The sequence below is a fragment of the Vulcanococcus sp. genome (genome assembly GCF_044369115.1).
Taxonomy (GTDB): domain Bacteria; phylum Cyanobacteriota; class Cyanobacteriia; order PCC-6307; family Cyanobiaceae; genus Vulcanococcus.
The window spans coordinates 1-22,085 of sequence record NZ_JBIPMN010000269.1 but is presented as its reverse complement, the minus strand read 5'-3'; the positions used below and the strand labels follow the sequence as shown (position 1 = coordinate 22,085).

Here is a 22,085-nt window from a genome sequence, read left to right as displayed (position 1 = left end):
TGGCGGCATGGCGACCAGTGGCCACGCCGTCACCAGCGGCCTCCACACCCACCAGGCGCACATTGGTGTCCTGCACAAAGGGATGGAAGAGGCCCATGGCGTTGGAACCACCGCCCACGCAGGCCACCAGCACATCGGGATTGCGGCCGAAAGCCTCGTGGCACTGGCGCTTGGTTTCCTCGCCGATCACGGCGTGGAAATCGCGCACCAGCATCGGGAACGGGTGCGGTCCCGCCACCGAGCCGAGGATGTAGTGGGTGCTCTCCACGTTGGTCACCCAATCGCGGATCGCTTCGCTGGTGGCGTCCTTGAGGGTGGCGGTGCCAGCGGTCACGGGCTGCACCGTGGCTCCGAGCAGGCGCATGCGGAACACATTCAGCGCCTGGCGGCGCATGTCTTCGGCGCCCATGTAAACGACGCACTCCAGGCCGAAACGGGCGCACACGGTGGCGGTGGCCACACCGTGCTGGCCGGCGCCGGTTTCGGCAATGATCCGCTTCTTGCCCATGCGCAGGGCCAGCAGCGCCTGACCGAGGGCGTTGTTGATCTTGTGGGCGCCGGTGTGGTTGAGGTCTTCGCGCTTCAGCCAGATGCGCGGCCCGCCCTCGGGCCGGCGGTAGTGCTCGCTGAGTCGCTCTGCCTCATAAAGCGGATTGGGGCGCCCAACATAGGTGCGCAGCAGATGGTCAAGCCGATCGGTGAAGGCCGGGTCGTTCCAGGCTTCGGCGGCAGCCTGCTCCAGCTCTGCCAGGGCAGGAATCAACGTTTCAGGAACGTATTGACCACCGAACTGGCCGTAGCGCCCGAGGCTGTTGGGCCTGGCGGCAAGCTCCAGGGCTGCGGGGTCAACCTGGGGAACGCTGCTGGTCACCGGCGCTTGAACGGAATCACTGCAGCGTAGGAACTGGCGGCAGCGGCAGCGCCGGCCAGCCGGGCGGTTCATCGATGCGGATCCGGCCAGCTTCGCGGCGGCAGGGCTCTGCCGGCTCCACCAACACACCAAACAAGCTCGCTTTGATCCGGTCTTCGGCGGGCCGGCACTCCGCAGCAGCCGATTGCCCCTGCAGTCCAAACCGCACCATCTCGAGCTGCAGCGGGGGCAGGTCCATGGCGCCGAGCGAGGCGGGGCTGGTGCGCTGAACTGGGTTTAGCGAACGCAGGCGCGATGGCCAAGGGTGGTTGGCAGGAATTCAGCAGACCGGAGAGCCTGCAACGGGCTGCACCGGCCTCGGAACCCACGCCCAAAGGGCAACAACGGGTGCGGGTGCAGCGCACCAAGGCGGGCAAGGGCGGAAAGATGGTGACGGCGATCACCGGCCTCGAAGCGCCCGAAAGCGTGCTCAAGACCCTGCTCAAGCAGCTCAAGGCAGCCGCCGGAACCGGCGGCACCGTGAAGGATGGGGTGATCGAGCTGCAGGGCGACCAGGTGGCCTCAGCCCTGGCGGCTTTGGAGAAAGCGGGGTATCGCCCGAAGCAAGCCGGGGGCTGAGATGCAAGGCCGCAGCTGGGCTGGTGTTGTTCTGCTGGGCTCACTGTTGTGGAGCCCGCCCGTCCTGGCGGCACCAGCACCGCTGCCGCTGGATTGCCAGGCCGCCCTGGCCGCGGCCCAGCGCCAGCAACAGGAGCTGCAACAGCAGGCCAAAACGCTGGTGGTGCTGTTGCTCGGTGAGATCCACACCAGCTTGGACGACCACGCCTGGCAGCTGGGCACCCTGGAACAGCTGAGCAGCGAGCGCCAGCTCACCCTGGCCCTGGAGATGATTCCAGCGGCACGCCAACCGGTGCTGGATCGCTTCAACCGCGGCGAGCTTGATGTGGCGGGCCTGCTGCACGACGTGGATTGGCCCGCGGTGTGGGGGCACGACCCAAATCTCTATGTGCCGTTGTTGCATTGGGCCCGATTGCGGCGGGTACCGCTGCTGGCCATCAATGCCGAACCTTCCCTCGTGCGGCGGGTGCGCCAGCAGGGTCTGACAGCCACACCCACAGCGGATCGCGGCGGCATCGGCGAACCGCGGCCCGCCAGCCCGGCCTATCGCCAGCGCCTGGAGACAAGCTGGCGAGGACACCGGTCTATGGGGATTGGGTCAGGCCGCAATAGCGATCTGCAGGGCTTCATCGACAGCCAACTGCTGCGCGATCGCGCCATGGCCGAAGCTCTCGTGGCAGCACATCGGCGCAACCCCACAACCCTGCTGGTGGCGCTGATCGGCATCGGACATCTCGAGGGTGGCGATGGCGTGCCAAGCCAGCTCAACGACCTGGGCCTGACCCGGCAATTGAGCCTGCGCCGGCCGGCCCTTCCCGCTAGCTGTGCGCCCGCCCCACAGGGAGCCCGCCTGGGGGCCTACCTCGAAAGCGATACCAATGGCGTATGGGTGCGGCAGGTGGCACCGGGCTCGGCGGCGGCCGCCGCCGGCCTCCAACCCGGCGATCGGATCGTGGCGCTGAACGGTCGGGGCGTGCAGCGGGCCGGCGAGGTGATCCGCGGCGTGCGCCTGCTTCCCGATGGGCAGCCACTGGTGCTCTCGGTGGAACGCGGCGGCCAACGGCTGGAGCTCAGGCTGCGGCTGCCGCCCTCCAGCGATCCGCGCCTCGCCGCCAGGGACAATGGCGCCAACGCCTAATCGACCATGACCGCAACCCCCACCTACGGCGAGCTCACCAACCAGGGGGCTTCCACCAACATCGCCTGGCACCACGCCTCGGTGGATCGGGCGGCACGGGCGGAGCAGCGCGGTCACCGCAGCGCCATCCTCTGGTTCACCGGCCTGAGCGGTTCGGGCAAAAGCACCTTGGCCAATGCGGTGAACCAGGCCCTGTTCGAGCGCGGCCTGGCCTGCTATGTGCTCGATGGCGACAACATCCGCCACGGCCTGTGCAAAGACCTCGGCTTCTCCGATGCCGACCGCGAGGAAAACATCCGCCGCATCGGTGAGGTGAGCAAGCTCTTCCTGGATGCCGGCGTTGTAGTGCTCACCGCCTTCGTGTCGCCGTTCAAAGCCGACCGCGACCGCGCCCGTGCCCTGGTGCAAGCCGGCGACTTCGTGGAAATCCACTGCGCCGCTGATCTGGCTGTGTGTGAACAGCGCGACACCAAAGGGCTCTATGCCAAGGCCCGCGCCGGCGAGATCAAGGAATTCACCGGCATCTCCAGCCCCTATGAGGCACCCGAGAACCCTGAGCTGAAGGTGGACACCGGCAGCCAGACCCTGGAGCAGAGCGTGGAGCAGGTGCTCGCCTACCTGAGCGCCCAGGGCGTCATTCCCCAGCAGGGCTGATCGCCTCGGGCTGCTGGGGCCGCCAGGCATCGAAGAACGTTTTGATGCAACTGGCCACCGGCACCGCCAACAGCAGCCCCAACAGATCGCCAAAACCCATCAGGCTGCCGATGCGGGCACCCACCGGCAGCGACACCAACAGCCAGGCCGGCTGCAGGCCAACGATGCTGCCCATCAGCCGGGGCTGGATCACCTGATCCACCACCTGGCCCACGCTGATGGCGGCCGCCAGTACCTCCAAACCGGTGCGGGGATCGTCGAGGGCGAGCAACACACTCACCAGCACGATCGTGAGAGCACTGGCGTAGGGCACCAGCGTGGTGAAGCCGATCGCCACGGCAAACAGCACGCCATAGGGAATGCCCAGCAGCGTGAATACAACGATCTGGAGAACGCTCAGGATCACCGCCAGCAACACCTGGCCAGCGAAATAGCCGCGGAAGGTGCGGTTGAGCGTGCTGATCACCAGCTCCCGCACACCATCGGGCAACCAGCGGGCCAGGCCGGCCACGATCCGCTCACCCCCCAGCAGCAGAAACACCGCCAGCACCACCACGATCACGGTGTTCACAGTGATACCCACCGTGGCTCCCAAGATCCCAAGCAGCCGCTGGCTGAGCTGGCTGGCCAGCTGGCTGGCCCGGGCAAACAGGGTGCTGCTGAGATCGGTGAATTCAGTGGGCAGGCCGCGATCGGCGGCCCATCTCTCCAGGCGATCGAGCCAGATCTCACCCTCCACCAGCCAGGAGGGCAGGGCATTGATCAGTTCACCCAGCTGCTCGATCAGTCGCGGCAGCAGCCACAGGGCAGAGAGCACCAGCAACCCCAGGCCAAGCCCAACCACCAGCAACACCGCGAGCAGCCGCGGCAGCCCCCGATCCGCAAGCCAGCGGGTGGGCAGATCCAGCAGGAAGGCAATCAGGGCCGCTGCCAGGAACAGGGCCGGGAAGGGCGCCAGGGGCAGCAGCAGCTGCCGCAGCACCCAGAGGTTGAGGGTGAGCAGCGGCAGAGCCAGGCTGAGGCGCAGCCAAAGCGGCAGCACCAGGCGCTCAAGCATCGGAAACGGGGTTCAAACCTTCAGCTTGCCGGCGCCCGCAGTGGCCTGCCACCAGAAGGCCAGCCAGGTGGCAATCCCGAGGAATTTCGCTCCTTCTTCAAACAGCTGCAGGGTGGAGTAATCCACAGGAATCACCTCCTGCAGCTGATCGATGATCACCGAGAGGCCAAGCAGCACCACGGCAAGCAGAAACGAGCCCCCACCGAGGGCCTGCACCTGGGCGCGGAAGCGGAAGAGAATCAACAGCGCGAAGATTGCGTAAAAGCTGTACAAAAAGCTGCTGCCGACGTAGCGGTCGTGCAGCAGGAACATGTCGTCGAGACAGAGCAGCAGCGAAAACGCGCCGCCGCACAGCAGCAGCTGCCGCACGCGGCCCCGCACATCCACCACGCCGGACAGAGCACCAAACAGTGCAATCGCCCCCGCAGAGATCCAGAGCAGGTAACCCACATTGGAGAGGAAGCCCACCCCAAGCGCGGTGTCGCAGCTCTGGGCCAGATCGCGGATCACCAGCTGGGGGCTGATACCGGCCGCCGCACTGAGCAGCAGGGCCAGCACGTAAACGCTCCACGCCGGCAGCACAGCCACTAGCAGCACCCGCAAGAGGGGGCGTTGAGGCAAACCGACAGGCATCCGAACGCACGCAGCAACGCGCCCCGGACGTTAAGGCTGGGTTATGAGACGGATCCGCAGGCCGGGCCGCGCTTCAGGGCATCTGCTGGAGATAGGCGCTGCTACCCAGCTCCAGCAGGCGCGCATCCTTAGCCACCACCTGATCGTGCAGGCCCCGGCGGTAGGCCGCCACGCGCTCCGCTAGGGCGGCATCAGCGGTGGCCAGGATCTGGGCCGCCAGCAGGCCGGCATTGGCGCCATTGCCGATGGCCACTGTGGCCACGGGGATCCCCGCCGGCATCTGCACGATCGAATGCAGCGAATCCACGCCGGAGAGGGCGCGGGTCTGCACCGGCACACCGATCACCGGCAGGGTGGTGAGGGAGGCCACCATCCCGGGCAGGTGGGCGGCACCGCCGGCGCCGGCGATGATCACCTTGAAGCCACGGTCGGCGGCCTGCTGGGCAAACGCCACCATCTCCAGTGGCGTGCGGTGGGCAGAGAGCACCCGCACCTCCGTGGTCACCCCAAAGCTCTGCAGCATCGCCACCGCCGGCTGCATCGTGGGCAGGTCGGAGTCGCTGCCCATCACCACGGCCACGAGCGGGGCTGACTGTTCAGGCATCGGATGCAGGCAGCAAGGGCGGCGAGAATGGCATTCTCCCGCCCCGCTGTTCGATGCACTGGCTCAGCTCCGTGCGCTTACCAGCAACCCCGGGCCTGTGGCGGATCGGTGTCGACCAGGAGCAGCGCATCACTGCGATCGAGCCACTCAGCGCCGGCAGTGCCGCCGCCGGCGCCTGCTGGGGCGGCGACTGGCTCAGCCCGATGGGCCTTGATCTCCAGATCAACGGCGGGCTGGGATTGGCGTTTCCGGAGCTCGGCTCTGGCGATCTGCCGCGGCTGATCGAGCTGCTCGAGCTGCTCTGGCGCGATGGCGTGGAGGCGATTGCCCCCACGCTGGTGACCTGCGGAATCGCCGAGCTGCGCCAGGCCTTAGCGGTGCTGCGCGCGGCACGGGCCCTGCACCAACCAGGACGCTGCCGACTGCTCGGGGCCCACCTGGAAGGCCCCTTCCTGGCGGAGACCCGGCGCGGTGCCCATCCCCGCCAGCACCTGGCCGCCCCCAGCCTGGAAGCGCTCAACGCCCGTATCGCCGGCTTCGAGCAGGAGATCGCCTTGGTGACCCTGGCGCCGGAACTCCCTGGCGCCGGCGAGGTGATTGAGGCGTTGCGCCAGCTGGGGATCCTGGTGAGCCTGGGCCACAGCGAAGCGAGCGAACACCAAGCGGCTGAAGCCTTCAGCCACGGGGTGGGGATGATCACCCATGCCTTCAACGCCATGCCCGGGCTGCATCACCGCGCCCCTGGCCCGATCGCCGCGGCGGCCCGGCGCGGCGATGTGGCCCTGGGGCTGATTGCCGATGGGGTGCATGTGGCGCCCTCGATGGCGGTGCTGCTGCAACGCCTGCTGCCGCAGCAAACCCTGCTGGTGAGCGATGCCCTGGCCCCCTACGGCCTGGCTGATGGAGTGCACCGCTGGGATGAGCGCGCCTTGATCGTGGAGAACGGCAGCTGCCGCCTCGACGACGGAACCCTCGCAGGGGTGACCTTGCCGCTACTGGAAGCGGTGCGGCGCCTGGCTCACTGGAGCGACGAGGCAGGCCAGGCGATCGCGGCCGCCACCGTGCTGCCCCGCAGGCTGCTGGGGGCCCCGAGCTCAGCCGCCGAACAGCTGCGAGGGAGGCCCCTGGCGCAGTGCCTGCGCTGGAGCGGCGCCGCCAGCAATCTGCGCTGGCAGTGGGCAGCCTGAATAGGATCCGCGCCATCCGACCACACGCCCCAGGCCCGAGCCGATGCCCACCGAGCAGCTCTCCCAAAGCACCGAGGCCCAGAAAGCGGCCGAGAAGCAGGAGGTGAAGGGCTACTTCGAAACCACGGGCTTCGATCGTTGGAACCGCATCTACAGCGAGTCCGACGATGTGAACAAAGTGCAGCGCAACATCCGCATCGGCCACCAGAAAACGGTGGACAACGTGCTGGCCTGGCTGCAGGAGCAGGGCGATCTGGCGGGCCGCAGCTTCTGCGACGCCGGTTGTGGCGTGGGCAGCCTCACCCTGCCGCTGGCCGAGCTGGGCGCCGGCACCATCGCCGCCTCAGATCTATCAGAAGCGATGGTGAAGGAAGCCGAGCGGCGCGCCATTGAAGCAGGCGTTCAGAAGGGGCAGATCAGCTTCCTGGCCTCCGATCTGGAGAGCCTCAGCGGCAGCTACAACACCGTGGTGTGCCTGGATGTGTTCATCCACTACCCCCAGCAGCCGGCCGAAGAAATGGTGCGCCACCTGGCCTCGATGGCTGAGCAGCACCTGATCGTGAGCTTCGCCCCCTACACGCCGCTGTTGGCGCTGCTGAAAGGCATTGGGCAGCTCTTCCCGGGCCCCAGCAAAACCACCCGCGCCTACACCCTCAAGGAGGCCGGCATCGTGAAGGCGGCCGAGGAAGCCGGCTTCGTGCTGAAGCGCCGCAGCCTCAACCAAGCACCCTTCTACTTCTCGCGCCTGCTGGCCTTCGAGAAGGCCTGAGGCGATGGATGGTTCCCAGCTGCTGATTCCAGCGGTCCTGGGAGCCGGCGCGATGGCCACGGGTCTGGCGCGGCGCCATCAAGCCCGCAGGCTGGCCACCTTGCTGGATGCCCGCAGCACGAGCGTGGCTGAACTGAGGGATCTGCAAGCCACCGTGGCGGAGCAGATGGGGGCTGGCTCCTTCCGCGAGCGGGTGAAGCTGCAAGGAACCATCGTGTGCAACGAGCCGCTCACCGCGCCCTGGAGCGGTGAGCTCTGCGTGGCCTTCACCAACACCACCACCGCACTGATGGAGGTGCGGGAGGAGCGCACCAGCACCGACAGCGCCGGCAACACCACCACGGAAGTGAGCTGGGAGCGGCGGGAGGAAACACTGCAACAGCTGGAGCGCCGCTGCCGTTTTGAGCTGCAGCAGGGTGGCCAGGGCTTGCCGGTGGATCCAGAAGGGGCCGAGCTGGAGCTGGAAACCGCGTTCAACCAGCTGGATCCACCTACCGCGGCCAACACAGGCCTTTACCGGCAGCTCGGCACCCGACGCGTGGAATCCCTGCTAATGGCCGGAGGCACTGTGTTGGTGGTGGCGGAATGCAGCGACGCCAGCGGCAACCTGCAGTTACAGGCGCCTGAGGGCAGTGGCTTGTTCGTGGTGCGCCGGGGCAGTGAAGACGACTTCAGCCGCTCCATCCGCCGCTGGCGGCGGGTGTGGATGGCCAGCACCTGGGGGCTGAGCGTGGCTGCTGCACTGAGTTTGCTGCTGGCGCTGCGCTGACACGCTGTTTGGGTGAAGGCCTACAGGCCTAGAAGATCCAGCGATGCAGGCAGAGGCGCTTGCAGCTGCAGCGACACACCGTTCTGTAACTGGAGGTTGAGCCGGTAAGCGTGCAGGTGATAGCCCCCTTCACCCGGCAGCACGGCCGGATCGGCACTTCCGCCAGCGCGATACAGCGGATCCCCCAGCAAGGGCGCACCGATCACTGCGGCGTGGATCCGGATCTGATGGGGGCGGCCCGTGGCAATGGCCAGATCCACCAGGCAACGATCCAAGCGGCGCTCCACCAGGGTGAGCTCGCTGCGCGATGGCAGGGCAGCGGCATCCCCGGGATCAGCGGCACACCAGATCTGCCCCAGCAACGGATGGGGCTGGAGGCCGATGGCGGAGGTCATCACGCGTGTCTCCCCGATCGCCCAAGCACTGGGAAGGGGCTGGGTGAGGGCGCGATAGAGCTTGCGGCAGGCGTGCGGGGCAGCGAAATCAACCACTGCGCCGGTGCTCTCGCGCAACTGGGCACTGAGCCAACTGCGGGTGGCGGGGCGGCGGGCGCACACCAGCAGGCCAGAGGTAAAACGCCCGAGCCGATGCACCGGCCGGGCTTCGGGGGCCCAGGCCTGCAGCTGTGTCAGCAGTGTGTGCAGCAGGAAGCCACCAGCTGGCAGCACCGGCAGGCCACTGGGCTTGTTGAGCACCAGCAGATCGCCGTCGTCGAACACGATTGAGCGCTCGCTGAGCACCGGCACGGCCGCCTCCTGCCAGGGGGGCCGATGCCACACCAACCGATCACCGGCTGTGAGCGCCGCATCGGCCCGGAGTTGTTGGCCGTTGCACCAGATCTCACCGGCGGCGAGGCGCTCCATCCACACCGCCTGATCGGAATGGCGATAACGCTCGGCATAGAAGCCAGCGATGCTTTCGGCGGAGTGATCCGCGCGATCGCGGTAGGCGTGGCCGCGGTTGAACGCAGCCGGCAGCCAGGGCTCGCTAGCAGGCGAGAAACTCGAAGCCGATGGGTTACTCAACCAGGCCGTTTTCGAGGGCGTAGCGCACCAACTCGGTGCGGCTGGCGGTGCCCGTTTTGGTGAACAGCCGGCTCACGTACTTCTCCACGTTGCGAATGGAGGTTTCCAGGCGCCGGGCGATCTCCTTGTTCATCATTCCCTCCGCCACCAGCTGGAGCACCGAGGCTTCCCGCGGGGTGAACTCGTGTTTGACGCCTGCGGCGGATGTCTTGCTGCCGCCGGTGGCCAGCAGCGAGCGGATCTCGGTGATCTGCTTGGCCATCTGGCCGATATCGGCATCGGCGAAGCGGGCGGCCTCCTGCAGCAGGCGCTCCTGGCGGCGCACCACGTTGTGCACCCGGGCCACCAGCTCGTCGGGATCGAAGGGCTTGGGAATGTAGTCGTCGCAGCCGGCCTGGAAGCCCTCGATGCGATCGGCGGTCATCCCCTTGGCGGTGAGGAAGATCACCGGGGTGCCGCCGAGGCGCTCGTCGTCGCGCAGTTTGCGCAGCAGCCCGTAGCCATCCAGGCGAGGCATCATCACGTCGCTGATCACCACATCGGGCAGCAGCTCCTGGGCTTTGGCCCAGCCGTCTTCACCGTCGACGGCGGTGGTCACCTGGAAGCCCTCGTCTTCCAGGTAGGCCTGGACGGCAGTGCGCAGGCCGGGTTCGTCGTCCACCAACAGCAGCCGTGCCGGAGGCTGAGGTGCGGCTTCAGCAGCCTGGGTTTCGGGTTCGAGGCTCATGGCCTCAATCTATCGAGGGCTGCCAGGCAGCACCTGCTGCTGCTCCCGCAGCTGGCCGCTGTAGCCCAGCTGTCTGGCCTGGGCCTGCAGGGTGGCGGGATCCTTACCCGCCTGCTCGGGGAAGCAGGCAGCCCACCAGATCTGGTGATCGAGGCGGTTGGCCTCGGTGATCACGCCGCCGGGATTGAGCTCCTTGATCCACAGATCGCGCCCTTTGCGGGTGAGCCGCATCGGCGCCGCCGGGCTGCAGCGGAGCGTGTCGACCGCCAACTTGACATCGCCGGGGGCTTCTACCCACACCACGATCGTGCGGGCAGCGGGATCCCGCGGATCGGGCTTGGCGTTGTGAACGCCAATGGCGAAATCGCCTTCCATCGTGGTCCACTCCCGCAGCAACACCAGATCGGCGGGGCGCTGTTCGGAGACACTGCGGTGTGGGTTGCTGGCGTCGGGGGCGCCGAGGGAGGTCTGCGCAGCCGCAGGGAGCATGGGCATGGCCACAGCCAGCAGCAGCGCCAGTGATCGAGCAGCCATAACGCTCAGCAGTGGCAGGAGCTTGCCAGCATGGTGCGCATGCCGTCGCGTGTCATCTACCTCGACCATCAGGCCACCAGCCCCTGCAGGGCCGAGGTGATAGCGGCCATGGAACCCTGGTGGCGGGAGCATGCTGCCAATCCCAGCAGCCGGCTGCACCGACCGGGAGTTCAGGCGGCCGCCGCCCTGGAGCTGGCCCGCCAACGGATGAGCACCGGCCTCGGGGCCAGCGCCGGCCGGCTGGTGTTCACCAGCGGCGCCACCGAAGCCAACAACCTCGCCCTCAAAGGCCTGGCGGAGGCGGAACTGGAAGCCGGCGGCAAGCGGCGCCATCTGGTCACCCTCTGCACGGAGCACCGCGCCGTGCTCGATCCGCTGCGCCACCTGGTCCGGTATGGCTTTGAGCTCACGGAGCTGCCGGTGCAAGCCAACGGATTGGTGGATCTCAGCCAACTGGAGGCGGCGCTTCGCGACGACACGCTGCTGGTGAGCGTGATGGCCGCGCATAACGAGATCGGGGTGATCCAGCCGATCGCTGCGATCGCCAACCTCTGCCGGGCCCGCGCTGTGACGCTGCACTGTGATGCCGCCCAGGCCGCCGGGCATCTGCCGCTGGATGTGCAGGATCTCGGTGTTCAGCTGCTCAGCCTCAGCGCCCACAAACTCGGTGGCCCCATGGGCATCGGCGCGCTTTGGGTCGCCGAGGGGATCCGAATCGCTCCGCAACTCCATGGGGGGGACCAGGAATGGGGATGGCGGGCAGGCACCCCAGCGCTTCCCTTCATTATTGGCTTCCAGAAGGCTCTGGAGCTCGCCCTTCAGGAGCAACCCGAGCGCCTACACCAGCTGGCTGCCCTGCGTGATGCGTTGTGGCGCGGCATCCGCGACCTGGGCGGCATCGCTTGCAATGGTGCCACTGCACCTCGTCTGGCCCACAACCTCAACATCTGGGTGGACGGCGTGGATGGCGTTGAGCTGCACAGGCAACTGCGCCAGCGTCTCGCCGTGAGCGGAGGATCCGCGTGCAGTAACGGCAAGCCCTCCCACGTGCTGCAGGCGCTGGGGCTGAGCCGGCAGCAAGCGGCTGCCGCTGTTCGCTTTAGCTTGGGCCCCGACAGCACCGCCGAGGATATTGAGAACGCCACGCGGGTGTTCCGCGCCACGGTGGAGCAATTACGGACCTAAGCCGTTTTGCGGGCGGTCAGGCGCGACTTGCGCTCGCGGGGCTTGCGCTCGCTGGGCTTGGTTGGTTTCGATGCCTTCGTAACAGCCTTGATGGTGGGTTGAGCCAACTCTTCCACGACCTCCGCAACGTTGACAGGGGGCGCAGGGGAGACCGGCGGAACCGGCGAGTGGACCTGCGCGATGCGCGACAACACGCGCTGCTGTGCTGTTTCAGAGAACAGAAAGGTGCCAACGTGACCGAGGGCAAACCGCTTGGAAAGGAACACCTTGCCGCCAAGATCACGCCAGCGGTTGCAGAACATCCAATCCTCACTCATATAAACGTCATGACCCGGCACGAGGCCGCAATCGAAGTAGGCGTAGAGGTAGGGATTCAAGGACGGATCTAAGCCGCAGTCATCGGTGTATTTCAGGTGAGGGTTGACCTCCGCCAGCTTCACAAACACCTCGCGCCGGATCAGCAGGAACCCCGTGCCCAATCGCAAAACCTCAACCTTGCCGTCATCCTGGAAGCCCCCAGGGCAGGGATTGATCACGTAATCAACCGGCAGGCTTTTTTTGGGATATCCACCACCAATCACATCCACATTCTCCTGCAACAGAGCCAAAACATCGGCCGGCTCAAAGAGAATGTCTGAGTCAACGAACATCAGGTGCGTTGCCAGTGGGTTGGCCATCGCACGCGCCACAAGAGCGTTGCGGCCACGTGGAATCAGGCTTTCGTTCACCAGGGTGTCGAGGGTCCAGTCGATGCCCCAGTCGCGAGCCTGAACGGTGAAGCGAACGAAACTCGTGAACGTGGCTTCAGAAATCTGCCCCCCGTAGCAAGGAATCAGAAAGTGAACATGGGGAACAGCGGCACCAGAAGCCATTTTCAGTTGCAGAAGCGCACAGTGCGGCCCAGCGAATCTAAGCGAAAAATCCCAGAACACTGATAGGGTCTGCGACCGAAACAGCCCTTCACGCAGCAGTTCGCATGACCTTCGCGCGCCGCTTACGCCGCCGCCTGTCGGCACCCCTGCTGCTGCTCAGCGCATCGGCATGCAGCCTGCCCCTGGCCATGCCCGCTCAGGCTCTCGATGATCAGGCCTTGGCGCGAAAACTCGCCTCGATTCCTGTGCTCATGCCCACCGACGCTGCGGGCAAACCGGTGCTGATCGATCGGCCCCTGGATGGCAAGAGCACACCCGTTCTGTTTGGCGCCTTCTCACCCGAAGCCGCTGAAGCGCTGCAACAACAGATCATCCAACCCCAGCTCAAAACCAAGGCCGGAAGCATCCAATTCAGAGCCACCAATCTTGTGGATTTCGAAGCGGTGCTGGTGGGCCTCCGCCAACAGCAAGCGTCGGTGGTGCGGGCCTATGTTCCCGACCCGCTGCAGGATTCAGCCGTGGTGCCGATGCTGATCGAGCAAGGAGCCAAACCCGAGGAGGCCCGTCAGATCGCGCGCAGCCAGCCGGTGGTTTTCTGCCCGGATCCCCTGGTTCAGGTGAATGTGAAGCGCGACAAGCAGAGCACCAGCACGGTTCCCTGCGGCCTTGATTTCCGCGAGATGGCTCTGTTCCTGCTGGGCCCCCGGCTCAAGGATCGTCGACCCGGGCTGGTAGCCCTGCCACTGGATCGGATGGTCGCACTGATGCGAACGCTCAAAGGGAGCGAGGGAGACAACCTGACGATTACCTCCTCTCCATCAATGCAGGCGCTGCTGAATCGACTGTCCAGCAGCAACGCCACGCCCGCATCGCCCTCTACCAAGACGCCCTGAAGCCGGCCCCGGCCGCCGGTCAGGCCGCCATCGGCGCCTCAGCCTGAGCCAGGGGTTCAATCCCCTGCACGTCTAACTCCTGCTTGATCAATGCCACATAGGTTTGCTGCGCGGCCTGAAGCTGGCGAAGACGAAACTGCAGCTCGTTCTGCTCCTGGCTGCAGCGCAGCAGGTCGTTGATCAGAGCCGTGACGCCTTCGGGAAGGCTGTCGATGGCGTAGGTGACCCCGTCGATGTTGAACACCGGACGCTCAGCGGCGCCGTCCAAGCCTTCGATGCCGGCCTGATCCGCCGGATCCACGGCGTCAGCGCCCTCAAGCTCGGAATCAAAACGGTCGTCGGACATTCCAGGGGCCTCCCCAACAGTGCGGTGAACTTAAGCCCATTTCCATGAGGCGCCGCCGCCGGCTTCGCGGGCCATCAGGCAGCAGCCACCACAGCTCGATCCACAAAGGCAAACAAATTTCGAAGAGCCCTTTCTTTTCCATACCGCAATGCAAAAATGGCGCACTTTCCCGCCGTAAGTGCGCCAAAACCGCGCTGCTCTTGGTCTTCTGCCCGCCTTCCTGCTGCTGAGCGGGACTGCGACGTCTGTGCTGGCGCAGACCCAGAACATCGGCACCAGCAGCGGCACCTACACCTCTCCGAGCTCCCAACCTTTCGTCTACGGCCAGGGCAACAACGGCAGCACCCCCAGCTACAACCCCTGGGGCAACGGCCGCACCGGTGGCACCGGCGGCAGCGGCCCGACCATCACCTACAGCCTCGTTAACAACGCCTCGATCGGCAGCACAGCTGGCGCGAGCTCGGCCGGCGGACGCGGCGGCAACGGAGGCACCAGCGCCGGCGACGGCGGCGACGGCGGCGGCGGCGGCTCGCCGGGCAACGTCACGGTCACGATCACCTCAGGAACCAATATCAACGTCAGCTCGGTCGTTAACAGCGGCTACACGAGCGTTCTCGGTGCCATTGCCAGCGTGAGCGCCGGCAATGGCGGCAACGGCGCCAACGCCGGCCTGGTGAGTGGTGGTTCCGGTGGCGTGGGCGGCAGCTCCTCCGGCCAAACCGCGCAGCTCAACACCCAGGCCGGCAGCACCATCAGCGCCAGCAGCAGCTCGAGCTCCTACGGCTCCATCGGCCTGCTCTCCCAAGCCACCGGCGGCATCGGCGGCGACGGCGGGAGTGGCACCTTCGGCGGGGGCGGCAGCGGCGGCAGCGGCGGCTTCTCCGGCACCGCCTCGGTGAACAATGCCGGCAACATCACCGTGAACTCCGGCGGCGGCGGCGGCGGTGCTGGAATCCTGGTTCAGTCGGTGGGTGGCCAGGGCGGCTCCTCCGGCAGCGGCGGCATCATTTCCTTCGGCAACCTCGGTGGCACCGGTGGCAATGCCGGCACGGTGAACGTGGTGAACTCCGGCACCATCAGCGTGAGCGGCAATGGGGTGGTGGGCATCAACGCCCAGAGCGTTGGCGGTGGCGGTGGCGCTGTGGCCCCCAGCATTTCCCTGGCCAACCTCGGCTCATCGGAGGGCGGCGGCGGCGGTGCCGGCGGCAGCGCCACGGTCACCATGACCGGTGGGAGTGTTTCCACCAACGGCTCCAATGCCATCGGCATCATTGTTCAATCGATCGGCGGCGGCGGCGGCGCCATCGGCAGCAGTGCTGCCGCCATCAATCTGGGGGGCTCGTCCTCAGGGGGCCTCGGCGGCAATGCCGGCAGCGCCACGCTCAATTTCAGCAGCGGCAGCGTCACCACCGCCAACGTGGCCGGCACTCTGTCAAGCGGCATTCTGGTGCAGAGCATCGGCGGTGGTGGCGGCAGCGCTGGCACCAGCTATGGCCTGATCTCCTTTGGCGCCTCGGGGGGCAGTGGCGGCAACGGCGGAACGGCAACCGCTTATCTGAGCAACGGCAGCGTCACCACCTACCAGGATTTCTCACCTGGCGTCACCGTGCAGAGCATCGGCGGTGGTGGTGGGAACGGCGGCAACGCCTCATCAGCCAGCGTGGGCGTGTCCCTCGCCGTGGGCGGCACCGGTGCTGCTGGTGGGGTGGGTGGCACAGCGCAGGTGTTCGCTCCGGCCCTCAACAGTGCCCCGATCACCATCAACACCAGCGGCAACAACTCGCCGGGCCTGCTGGTGCAAAGCATCGGCGGCGGCGGTGGCAACGGTGGCAGTGCAACCAGCATGTCGGTTGGCGTGGCCAGTGCCTCGATTGCCGTGGGCGGCAGCGGCGGCAGTGGCGCCACGGCCGGCAACGTCAGCGTTGGCACCTCCAGCATTCCTCTCTACATCAATGCGACCACGCGAGGCGCCAGCTCGCCCGGCATCAGCCTGATGTCGGTGGGCGGCGGCGGCGGCAGCGGTGGCGTGAGCGGATCCCTGGCGGGCGGCGCCGCCGGTAGCTACAGCCTCGGCATTGGCGGCACCGGCGGCAGCGGCGCCAACTCTGGCGTGGTGTACGCCAACATCGCCGGCACGATCACCACCAGCGGCTTCCAGTCGCCAGGCATCTACGCCGCCAGCATCGGCGGTGGTGGCGGCAGCGGCGGGGCCAGCATGAGCCTCAGCGCCGGTGGCGCCGTGGCGGCCTCGCCCTCCGTGGGTGGCAGCGGCGGCGCTGCCGGCAACGCCAACACCGTCACCGTCAACTTCAGCGGCAACATCACCACCGCGGGCGACTACTCACCGGGCGTGAGCATCAACAGCATCGGCGGTGGCGGTGGCAGCGGTGGCAGTTCCCTCTCCGCCTCCGCCAGCGGCGGCGTGAGCATGTCGGTGGCTGTCGGCGGCAAAGGCAGCGGTGGCGGTTACGGCTCCACCGCCACCGGTTCGATCAGCGGCAATATCACCACCAGCGGCGCCTATTCACCGGGCATCTTCATCCAGAGCATCGGCGGCGGCGGCGGCAGCGGCGGATCAGCTGTCAGCGGAAGCATGAGCATCAACCCTGTGGCGTCCGGCGCCGTGGGTGTGGGCTTGGGCGGCAGCGCCGGCGGCGGCGGCAACGGCGGCACGGTCACCCTCACCTACAGCGGCGGCAACATTGCCACCGCGGGTGATTTCTCCACCGGCATCCTGGCCCAATCGGTTGGCGGTGGTGGCGGCCAGGGCGGCATCAGCACCAGTGGCTCTGTAGCCGTTTCCGGCGGTGCGTCGGTGAGTGGCGCCGTCGCCATTGGCGGCAGTGGCGGCAATGGCGGCAATGCCTCCAGCGTGACCGTCACGGCCTCGGGCAACCAGCTCTCCACCAATGGCAACGTGGCACCGGGCATCCTGGCCCAGAGCATCGGTGGCGGGGGTGGCAGCGGCGGTTCCAGCCTGAGCCTGACGGGCTCAGCCGGTGGCGCCGCCGGCGTGAACCTTGGAGGATCCACAGGCGGTACCGGCGGTTCGGGCGGTAACGCCTCCTGGGTGAGCCTCACCTCGTCGTTTACGACGATCACCACCTCCGGCAATTACTCCCCTGGCCTGCTCGCCCAAAGCATCGGCGGCGGCGGTGGCAGCGGTGGCACCTCCGCCTCCCTCAGCGCATCCGCCGGCGGCAGTGCCAGTGTGAATGCAGTTGCCACCATTGGTGGTGCTGGCAGTTCCGGTGGATCCGCCGGCAATGTCACCCTCACCTCGTCGGGCAACATCAGCACCAGCGGCTACAGCTCCTACGGGATCTTTGCCCAGAGCGTGGGTGGTGGTGGCGGTAGTGGCGGTAGTGCTGCCAGCGTCAGCCTGTCCGGATCGGGCAGCGCCTCTGTTTCTGCAGGGGCGACGATTGGTGGCTCCGGTGCTGGTGGTGGGTCAGCCGGCAGCGTCACGGTGACCTCCAACGGCGCCTCGATCAGAACCACCGGTAATTACGCCACCGGCATCTTGGCCCAGAGCATCGGCGGCGGCGGCGGTAACGGCGGCAGCGCCAGCAGCCTGAGCGGCACCGCCTCCGGCGGGGCCTCCGTGAATGCCAACCTCACCATGGGCGGCCAAGGCGGTGGCGGTGGCAACTCCGGCCAGGTATCGCTCACCAGCTTTAGCTCAATCACCACCAGCGGCACGTCCTCCTACGGCATCTACGCCCAGAGCGTGGGTGGCGGCGGCGGAAGCGGCGGCATGAGCACCAACCTGCAAGCCGGCATCGCCGCGAGCGGAGCGGTGAACGTGGGCGTGACCATGGGCGGCGCCGGTGGTGGAGGCGGCAGTGGCGGCGCCGTCACGGTGAACTCCTACGGCTCTCTGATCAGCACCAGTGGCTACAACGCCGCCGGCATCTATGCCCAATCGCTCGGCGGTGGTGGCGGCAGTGGCGGGCAATCGAACAGCTTCAGCCTCTCGGCCAGCGGCTCGGGCAGCGTGAATGCCAATGCCCAGATCGGCGGCAGCGGCGGTGGCGGCGGCAGCGGCAGCAACGTCACGATCGACAGCAGCAGCTCGATCGAAACGAGCGGCATTTCCGCTTACGGCATCTTTGCCCAAAGCGTCGGCGGCGGCGGCGGCAATGGCGGCGGCACCCTGAGCGGCCAATTGGCCGTCGGTGGCGGTCCCACGGTCAATGCCGGCGTCAGCCTCGGCGGCAGCGGTGGCGGCGGTGGCAGCGGCGGCAATGTGAGCGTCACGTCCACCGGCGCCTCGATCACCACCACGGGCGACAAAGCCACCGGCATCCTGGCGCAAAGCATTGGTGGCGGTGGTGGCGCCGGTGGCAGCACCCTCAGCCTTCAGGGCTCTGTGGGCACTGGCCCGGCGGTGAATGCAGGGGTGAGCATCGGTGGCACCGGCGGTAGTGGCGGTGCTGCTGGCTCGGTCACCGTCGTCAGCCAAAGCGTGATCAACACGTCCGGCAATTCGGCCTACGGCATCTTTGCCCAGAGCGTGGGCGGCGGCGGCGGCAGCGGCGGCAGCACCCTCAGCGGCCAAATCGGTCTGTCCACTGGAGCCACCGCCAGCGTGGGCGTGAACCTCGGCGGAGCCGGCGGCTCCGGCAACAGCGCCGGCAACGTGAGCATCACATCCAAAGGCGCCTCGATCACCACCCGCGGCAACAACGCGGCAGCCATCTACGCGCAGAGCATCGGCGGCGGCGGCGGCAGCGGCGGGTCGGCTTCCAGCTTCAGCCTGAGCGGTTCCACTGGCGGGCCAGCGATCACGGCGAATGCCAACGTGGGGGGCAATGGTGGCAGCGGCGGCTCCGCCGGCAACGTCACGATCGTTAATACCTCCACCATCAGCACCGGTTCGGTTGTCGATGGCGTTGTCTACGGCGTGAACTCCTTCGGTTTGTTCGCCCAAAGCGTGGGCGGCTCAGGGGGCTTCGGCGGCAGCACCCTCACCGGCCAGCTCAGCGCCAGTAATGATTCGCCCAGCGTCAACGCCGGCGTGTCGATCGGTGGTTCCGGCGGCAGCGGCAATTCCGGCGGCTCGGTGAGCATCACCTCCACCGGCGCCTCGATCACCACCCTTGGCAACTACGCCGCTGGCATCTTCGCCCAGTCGGTGGGTGGCGGCGGCGGCGCCGGTGGCAGCACCCTCAGCATTCAGGGGGCTGGATCCTCCTCCGGCACCACCGTGAATGCCGGTGTGAACCTCGGCGGAGCCGGTGGCAGCGGCAGCAACGGCGGCACGGTCACCGTGACCAGCAGTTCCAACATCTCCACCGGCTATGTGCTGAGTGATGGCACGGTGAGTGGCGCCTACGCCTACGGCATCTTTGCCCAGAGCGTGGGCGGCGGCGGCGGCAGCGGCGGCTCCACCCAGTCGTACACCGGCACGGTGTCTTCCTCGGGCCAACCCATCACCCTCGGCGCCTCCGTGGGCGGCAGCGGCGGTAGCGGCGGCAAAGGCGGCAATGTGACGGTGTACGCCAGCGGCAACATCACCACCCGCGGCTACGCCGCAACCGGCCTGCTGGCCCAGAGCATCGGTGGCGGCGGCGGGGCCGGCGGCTCCACCAGCTCCATGTCGCTCAATGCATCCCAAAGCGGCAGCAAGGTGCAGGGCAGCATCGACATCGGCATCGGCGGCAGCGGCGGCAACGCCGGCAACGCCGGCAAGGTGGTGGTGAAGCCCTACGCCCAGGGCCAAACGCTGCAGATCACCACCTTTGGCGACCAGGCCCACGGCCTCTATGCCCAGAGCGTGGGCGGCGGCGGCGGCCAGGGGGGCAGCAGCCAGAACAGCTCCAGCAACAAATCGGATTCGAAATACAGCTTCGGTGGATCGGCCACCGTGGGCGGCGGCGGCGGCCAGGGCGGCACGGGCAACTCCGTGTTGGTCGGCACCAATCAACGCAAACCACTGCTGGTTCAAATCGAAACCCAGGGCGACAACGCCTATGGCCTCTTTGCCCAAAGCGTGGGTGGTGGCGGGGGCAGCGGTGGCAGCTCCTCGAGCCAAACCTCCGGGGGAGCCCTCTCGGCCAGCTTCAGCTTTGGTGGCAGTGGCGGTTACGGCGGCAGCGCCGGCAGCGTGAAGGTGTATGCGAGCGGCAACATCATCACCAGCGGGAACAACTCCGCAGGCCTCACGGCCCAAAGTATCGGCGGCGGTGGCGGAGCCGGGGGCAGCAGCACCAGCGTGAGCTCTGCCGACAGCTCCAAGTCAGCGAACGCAAGCTTCAATTTCGGGGCCAGCGCCAGTGTGGGTGGCTCAGGCGGCGGTGGCGGCAACGGCGGTCGCGTGGTGGCGAGCTACGCCGGGAACATCACCACCTTGGGAGCCTTCGGATCGCCGGGCATGCTGATCCAGTCGGTGGGCGGCGGCGGCGGTGCCGGCGGCAGCTCCACCAGCAGCGCCAGCTCAGGCTCCGGCAGCAGCCTCGGGGCATCGGTGTCGATGGCCTTCGGCGGCAGAGGTGGTAATGGCGGGAAAGGTGGCAACGTCACCTTCTTAAGTAGCGGAAATCTCAACATCTCCACCGTGGGTGAGAACTCACCCGGTGCTCTCATCCAGAGCATCGGCGGCGGTGGTGGTGCCGGTGGTGCCGTGAATAGCGTGGCCACCACCACGGGCAATGCCAGCTTCAGCTTCGGCGGCTCAGCCAGTGTGAGCGGCTCAGGCGGCGGCGGCGGTCGTGGCGGTGCTGTGGTGTTCGGCAAGAACGCCAAAAACGCTGTGCCGATCAGCATCAGCACCGAAGGCATCAGCTCCCCCGGCCTGCTAGTGCAGAGCGTGGGCGGCGGCGGCGGCCAAGGCGGACGTTCGCTGAGCAACGCCACCGCCGGCAACCTGTCCGTGTCGTTCGGCATGGGCGGAAGCGGCGGCAATGGCGGCAGTGGCGGCTCCGTCACCTTCAACGCGCGCGGCAACGTTCAGACCCTCGGCGAACTGGCCCACGGCATCGTGGTGCAGTCGTTGGGCGGGGGCGGCGGTCAGGGCGGCTCGGTGGTGAGCGGGGCCTCGGCCGCCGCTGACTCCGCCAATTCCTCCTTCTCCTTTGGTGCCTCAGCTGGCGTGTCCGGAAGCGGCGGCGGCGGCGGCAGCGGCGGCAGCGTTAACGCGCTGATGTCTGGTCAAATCACCACCGAAGGCGACGGGGCCATCGGCTTCTTCGCCCAGTCGGTGGGCGGCGGCGGCGGTTCTGCAGGCTCGGTCACCAGCACCACCAGCACAGGCGGCAATTCGTCCATTGCGGGTTCGGCATCGTTCTCCATGGGTGCCAGCGGCGGCGATGGCGGATCCGGCGGCGATGTGTCGCTGATCGTCCCTGCTCAGCTCACGGTCGTCACCGGCAACGCCTCCGCCAGAACGGGCACGGGCTCCCACGCCATCCTTCTCCAGTCCATCGGTGGTGGTGGTGGTCAAGGTGGCTCGATCCTCTCAGGCAATGCCACAACAACGGCGTCGAATGCCTCGTTCTCGTTTGGCGCCTCCGCCTCTCTCGGCGGCTCCGGAGGTGGTGGCGGCACGGCCGGGAACGTTTCCCTCGGTAGCGCTAGCCAAATCGCTCCCCTCGCCGTTCAAACCTTCGGCGATAACGCTCACGGCGTCTTCCTTCAGTCCGTCGGCGGCGGTGGGGGGGCAGGCGGCTCGGTCACCTCCACTTCCGCTGGTGGCAACCTCTCCGCCACTTTCTCCATGAGTGGTGCCGGTGGCTCGGGCGCTCGCTCCGGCAACGTCTCCCTCTACGCCAACGGCACCTTCCTCACCTCCGGCAATGCCTCCCACGGCATTCTTGTGCAGTCCATCGGCGGCGGCGGTGGTCAAGGGGGGGCAGTCACCTCCAACGCCTCCGCGAACGCTGAAACCGCCAATTCCTCCTTCTCCTTCGGTGCATCAGCTGCACTCTCTGGATCTGGTGGCAACGCCGGGGCTGCTGGTGATGTCTTTGGCTCCATCACCGGTGGCATCCAAACCCAAGGTGATGGCTCCATCGGCTTCTTTGCCCAATCCGTCGGCGGTGGTGGCGGTTCAGCAGGCTCTGTCACCAACACAGCCAGCGGCGGAGGCAACGCGTCCCTCCAAGCCTCCGCTTCCTTCGCGATGGGCGGCGCCGGTGGTAACGGCGGCTCCGCTGGTGACGTCTCCTTCTCCGTTCCCTCTCAGCTCACCGTCATCACCGGA

Annotated in this window: 19 protein-coding genes; 9 read left to right on the top strand and 10 right to left on the bottom strand. The window is 67.2% G+C overall.

The genetic code is table 11. The features are described 5' to 3' along the window. A partial coding sequence (gene trpB / locus ACIQ2E_RS14485; protein ID WP_398332102.1) for a tryptophan synthase subunit beta occupies window positions 1-871 on the bottom strand: 871 nt, incomplete at its 3' end. Between the two features lie 16 nt (window positions 872-887). Beyond that, window positions 888-1,109, bottom strand: coding sequence for a hypothetical protein (locus ACIQ2E_RS14480; RefSeq protein WP_398332099.1), 222 nt, complete (start codon window positions 1,107-1,109; stop codon window positions 888-890). A 56-nt stretch (window positions 1,110-1,165) separates the two neighbouring features. Here ACIQ2E_RS14480 and ACIQ2E_RS14475 point away from each other — a divergent pair, with 56 nt between their 5' ends. From ACIQ2E_RS14475 to cysC, 3 genes are read left to right on the top strand one after another with little or no spacing between them, the layout of a single operon-like run. Further along, window positions 1,166-1,489: a translation initiation factor gene (locus tag ACIQ2E_RS14475; protein WP_398332096.1), complete on the top strand. Its 324-nt coding sequence runs from the start codon at window positions 1,166-1,168 to the stop codon at window positions 1,487-1,489. Between the two features lies 1 nt (window position 1,490). Then, the gene (locus ACIQ2E_RS14470) at window positions 1,491-2,627 is read left to right on the top strand and encodes a ChaN family lipoprotein (RefSeq protein WP_398332093.1); all 1,137 of its coding nucleotides are present in this window, start codon (window positions 1,491-1,493) and stop codon (window positions 2,625-2,627) included. A 6-nt stretch (window positions 2,628-2,633) separates the two neighbouring features. Further along, window positions 2,634-3,281 (top strand): adenylyl-sulfate kinase, encoded by a 648-nt coding sequence (cysC, locus tag ACIQ2E_RS14465; RefSeq protein ID WP_398332090.1) that lies wholly within the window; start codon window positions 2,634-2,636, stop codon window positions 3,279-3,281. On the opposite strand, the gene ACIQ2E_RS14460 is transcribed toward cysC, so the two are convergent. The 3 genes from ACIQ2E_RS14460 to purE all read right to left on the bottom strand — a co-directional run bounded on the left by ACIQ2E_RS14460 (window position 3,262) and on the right by purE (window position 5,575). Next, window positions 3,262-4,338 (bottom strand): AI-2E family transporter, encoded by a 1,077-nt coding sequence (locus ACIQ2E_RS14460; RefSeq protein WP_398332087.1) that lies wholly within the window; start codon window positions 4,336-4,338, stop codon window positions 3,262-3,264. The two genes, cysC and ACIQ2E_RS14460, sit on opposite strands and share 20 nt — an antisense overlap. Window positions 4,339-4,350: 12 nt before the next feature. After that, window positions 4,351-4,971 carry an oxidoreductase gene (locus ACIQ2E_RS14455; protein ID WP_398332084.1) on the bottom strand — a complete coding sequence of 207 codons (621 nt, stop codon included), beginning with the start codon at window positions 4,969-4,971 and terminating at the stop codon, window positions 4,351-4,353. A gap of 73 nt (window positions 4,972-5,044) precedes the next feature. Beyond that, window positions 5,045-5,575: a 5-(carboxyamino)imidazole ribonucleotide mutase gene (purE, locus tag ACIQ2E_RS14450; protein WP_398332081.1), complete on the bottom strand. Its 531-nt coding sequence runs from the start codon at window positions 5,573-5,575 to the stop codon at window positions 5,045-5,047. 53 nt (window positions 5,576-5,628) lie between these two features. On the opposite strand from purE, the gene ACIQ2E_RS14445 reads away from it, so the two are divergent. The 3 genes from ACIQ2E_RS14445 to ACIQ2E_RS14435 are packed head-to-tail and all read left to right on the top strand — an operon-like array spanning window position 5,629 to window position 8,300. Continuing rightward, window positions 5,629-6,762: an N-acetylglucosamine-6-phosphate deacetylase gene (locus ACIQ2E_RS14445; RefSeq protein ID WP_398332078.1), complete on the top strand. Its 1,134-nt coding sequence runs from the start codon at window positions 5,629-5,631 to the stop codon at window positions 6,760-6,762. A 43-nt stretch (window positions 6,763-6,805) separates the two neighbouring features. Further along, complete coding sequence (gene bchM, locus ACIQ2E_RS14440; RefSeq protein WP_398332075.1) at window positions 6,806-7,531, top strand: magnesium protoporphyrin IX methyltransferase; 726 nt, start codon at window positions 6,806-6,808, stop codon at window positions 7,529-7,531. A gap of 4 nt (window positions 7,532-7,535) precedes the next feature. Further along, on the top strand, window positions 7,536-8,300 hold the full coding sequence (locus ACIQ2E_RS14435) for a GIDE domain-containing protein (protein WP_398332072.1): 765 nt from the start codon (window positions 7,536-7,538) through the stop codon (window positions 8,298-8,300). Window positions 8,301-8,320: 20 nt separating this feature from the next. Here ACIQ2E_RS14435 and ACIQ2E_RS14430 read toward each other — a convergent pair whose 3' ends face one another. The 3 genes from ACIQ2E_RS14430 to ACIQ2E_RS14420 are packed head-to-tail and all read right to left on the bottom strand — an operon-like array spanning window position 8,321 to window position 10,586. Continuing rightward, on the bottom strand, window positions 8,321-9,325 hold the full coding sequence (locus ACIQ2E_RS14430) for a pseudouridine synthase (RefSeq protein ID WP_398332068.1): 1,005 nt from the start codon (window positions 9,323-9,325) through the stop codon (window positions 8,321-8,323). Next, entirely contained in the window at window positions 9,318-10,052 is a 735-nt protein-coding gene (locus ACIQ2E_RS14425; protein WP_398332065.1) for a response regulator transcription factor, read from the bottom strand. Before ACIQ2E_RS14425 ends, ACIQ2E_RS14430 begins: the two co-directional genes overlap by 8 nt. 9 nt (window positions 10,053-10,061) lie before the next feature. Then, complete coding sequence (locus ACIQ2E_RS14420) at window positions 10,062-10,586, bottom strand: hypothetical protein (RefSeq protein ID WP_398332062.1); 525 nt, start codon at window positions 10,584-10,586, stop codon at window positions 10,062-10,064. 39 nt (window positions 10,587-10,625) lie between these two features. On the opposite strand from ACIQ2E_RS14420, the gene ACIQ2E_RS14415 reads away from it, so the two are divergent. Continuing rightward, the gene (locus tag ACIQ2E_RS14415; RefSeq protein WP_398332059.1) at window positions 10,626-11,771 is read left to right on the top strand and encodes a cysteine desulfurase family protein; all 1,146 of its coding nucleotides are present in this window, start codon (window positions 10,626-10,628) and stop codon (window positions 11,769-11,771) included. Here ACIQ2E_RS14415 and ACIQ2E_RS14410 read toward each other — a convergent pair. Beyond that, window positions 11,768-12,643: a hypothetical protein gene (locus ACIQ2E_RS14410; RefSeq protein WP_398332056.1), complete on the bottom strand. Its 876-nt coding sequence runs from the start codon at window positions 12,641-12,643 to the stop codon at window positions 11,768-11,770. The genes ACIQ2E_RS14415 and ACIQ2E_RS14410 overlap by 4 nt on opposite strands. A gap of 104 nt (window positions 12,644-12,747) precedes the next feature. Here ACIQ2E_RS14410 and ACIQ2E_RS14405 point away from each other — a divergent pair, with 104 nt between their 5' ends. Next, window positions 12,748-13,536 carry a hypothetical protein gene (locus tag ACIQ2E_RS14405; protein ID WP_398332053.1) on the top strand — a complete coding sequence of 263 codons (789 nt, stop codon included), beginning with the start codon at window positions 12,748-12,750 and terminating at the stop codon, window positions 13,534-13,536. A gap of 19 nt (window positions 13,537-13,555) precedes the next feature. Here ACIQ2E_RS14405 and ACIQ2E_RS14400 read toward each other — a convergent pair whose 3' ends face one another. Next, window positions 13,556-13,882, bottom strand: coding sequence for a hypothetical protein (locus ACIQ2E_RS14400; RefSeq protein ID WP_398332050.1), 327 nt, complete (start codon window positions 13,880-13,882; stop codon window positions 13,556-13,558). A 178-nt stretch (window positions 13,883-14,060) separates the two neighbouring features. Here ACIQ2E_RS14400 and ACIQ2E_RS14395 point away from each other — a divergent pair. Further along, on the top strand, window positions 14,061-22,085 hold an 8,025-nt coding region (locus tag ACIQ2E_RS14395), incomplete at its 3' end, for a beta strand repeat-containing protein (protein WP_398332047.1).

Coding starts and splice junctions, on each gene's coding strand:
- ACIQ2E_RS14410 (WP_398332056.1), bottom strand. CDS start 12,643: ATGGCTTCTGGTGCCGCTGTTCCCCATGTTCACTTTCTGATTCCTTGC.
- ACIQ2E_RS14470 (WP_398332093.1), top strand. CDS start 1,491: ATGCAAGGCCGCAGCTGGGCTGGTGTTGTTCTGCTGGGCTCACTGTTG.
- ACIQ2E_RS14400 (WP_398332050.1), bottom strand. CDS start 13,882: ATGTCCGACGACCGTTTTGATTCCGAGCTTGAGGGCGCTGACGCCGTG.
- ACIQ2E_RS14405 (WP_398332053.1), top strand. CDS start 12,748: ATGACCTTCGCGCGCCGCTTACGCCGCCGCCTGTCGGCACCCCTGCTG.
- ACIQ2E_RS14415 (WP_398332059.1), top strand. CDS start 10,626: ATGCCGTCGCGTGTCATCTACCTCGACCATCAGGCCACCAGCCCCTGC.
- cysC (WP_398332090.1), top strand. CDS start 2,634: ATGACCGCAACCCCCACCTACGGCGAGCTCACCAACCAGGGGGCTTCC.
- bchM (WP_398332075.1), top strand. CDS start 6,806: ATGCCCACCGAGCAGCTCTCCCAAAGCACCGAGGCCCAGAAAGCGGCC.
- ACIQ2E_RS14480 (WP_398332099.1), bottom strand. CDS start 1,109: ATGGACCTGCCCCCGCTGCAGCTCGAGATGGTGCGGTTTGGACTGCAG.
- ACIQ2E_RS14455 (WP_398332084.1), bottom strand. CDS start 4,971: ATGCCTGTCGGTTTGCCTCAACGCCCCCTCTTGCGGGTGCTGCTAGTG.
- ACIQ2E_RS14460 (WP_398332087.1), bottom strand. CDS start 4,338: ATGCTTGAGCGCCTGGTGCTGCCGCTTTGGCTGCGCCTCAGCCTGGCT.
- ACIQ2E_RS14445 (WP_398332078.1), top strand. CDS start 5,629: ATGCACTGGCTCAGCTCCGTGCGCTTACCAGCAACCCCGGGCCTGTGG.
- ACIQ2E_RS14420 (WP_398332062.1), bottom strand. CDS start 10,586: ATGGCTGCTCGATCACTGGCGCTGCTGCTGGCTGTGGCCATGCCCATG.
- ACIQ2E_RS14425 (WP_398332065.1), bottom strand. CDS start 10,052: ATGAGCCTCGAACCCGAAACCCAGGCTGCTGAAGCCGCACCTCAGCCT.
- purE (WP_398332081.1), bottom strand. CDS start 5,575: ATGCCTGAACAGTCAGCCCCGCTCGTGGCCGTGGTGATGGGCAGCGAC.
- ACIQ2E_RS14475 (WP_398332096.1), top strand. CDS start 1,166: ATGGCCAAGGGTGGTTGGCAGGAATTCAGCAGACCGGAGAGCCTGCAA.
- ACIQ2E_RS14435 (WP_398332072.1), top strand. CDS start 7,536: ATGGATGGTTCCCAGCTGCTGATTCCAGCGGTCCTGGGAGCCGGCGCG.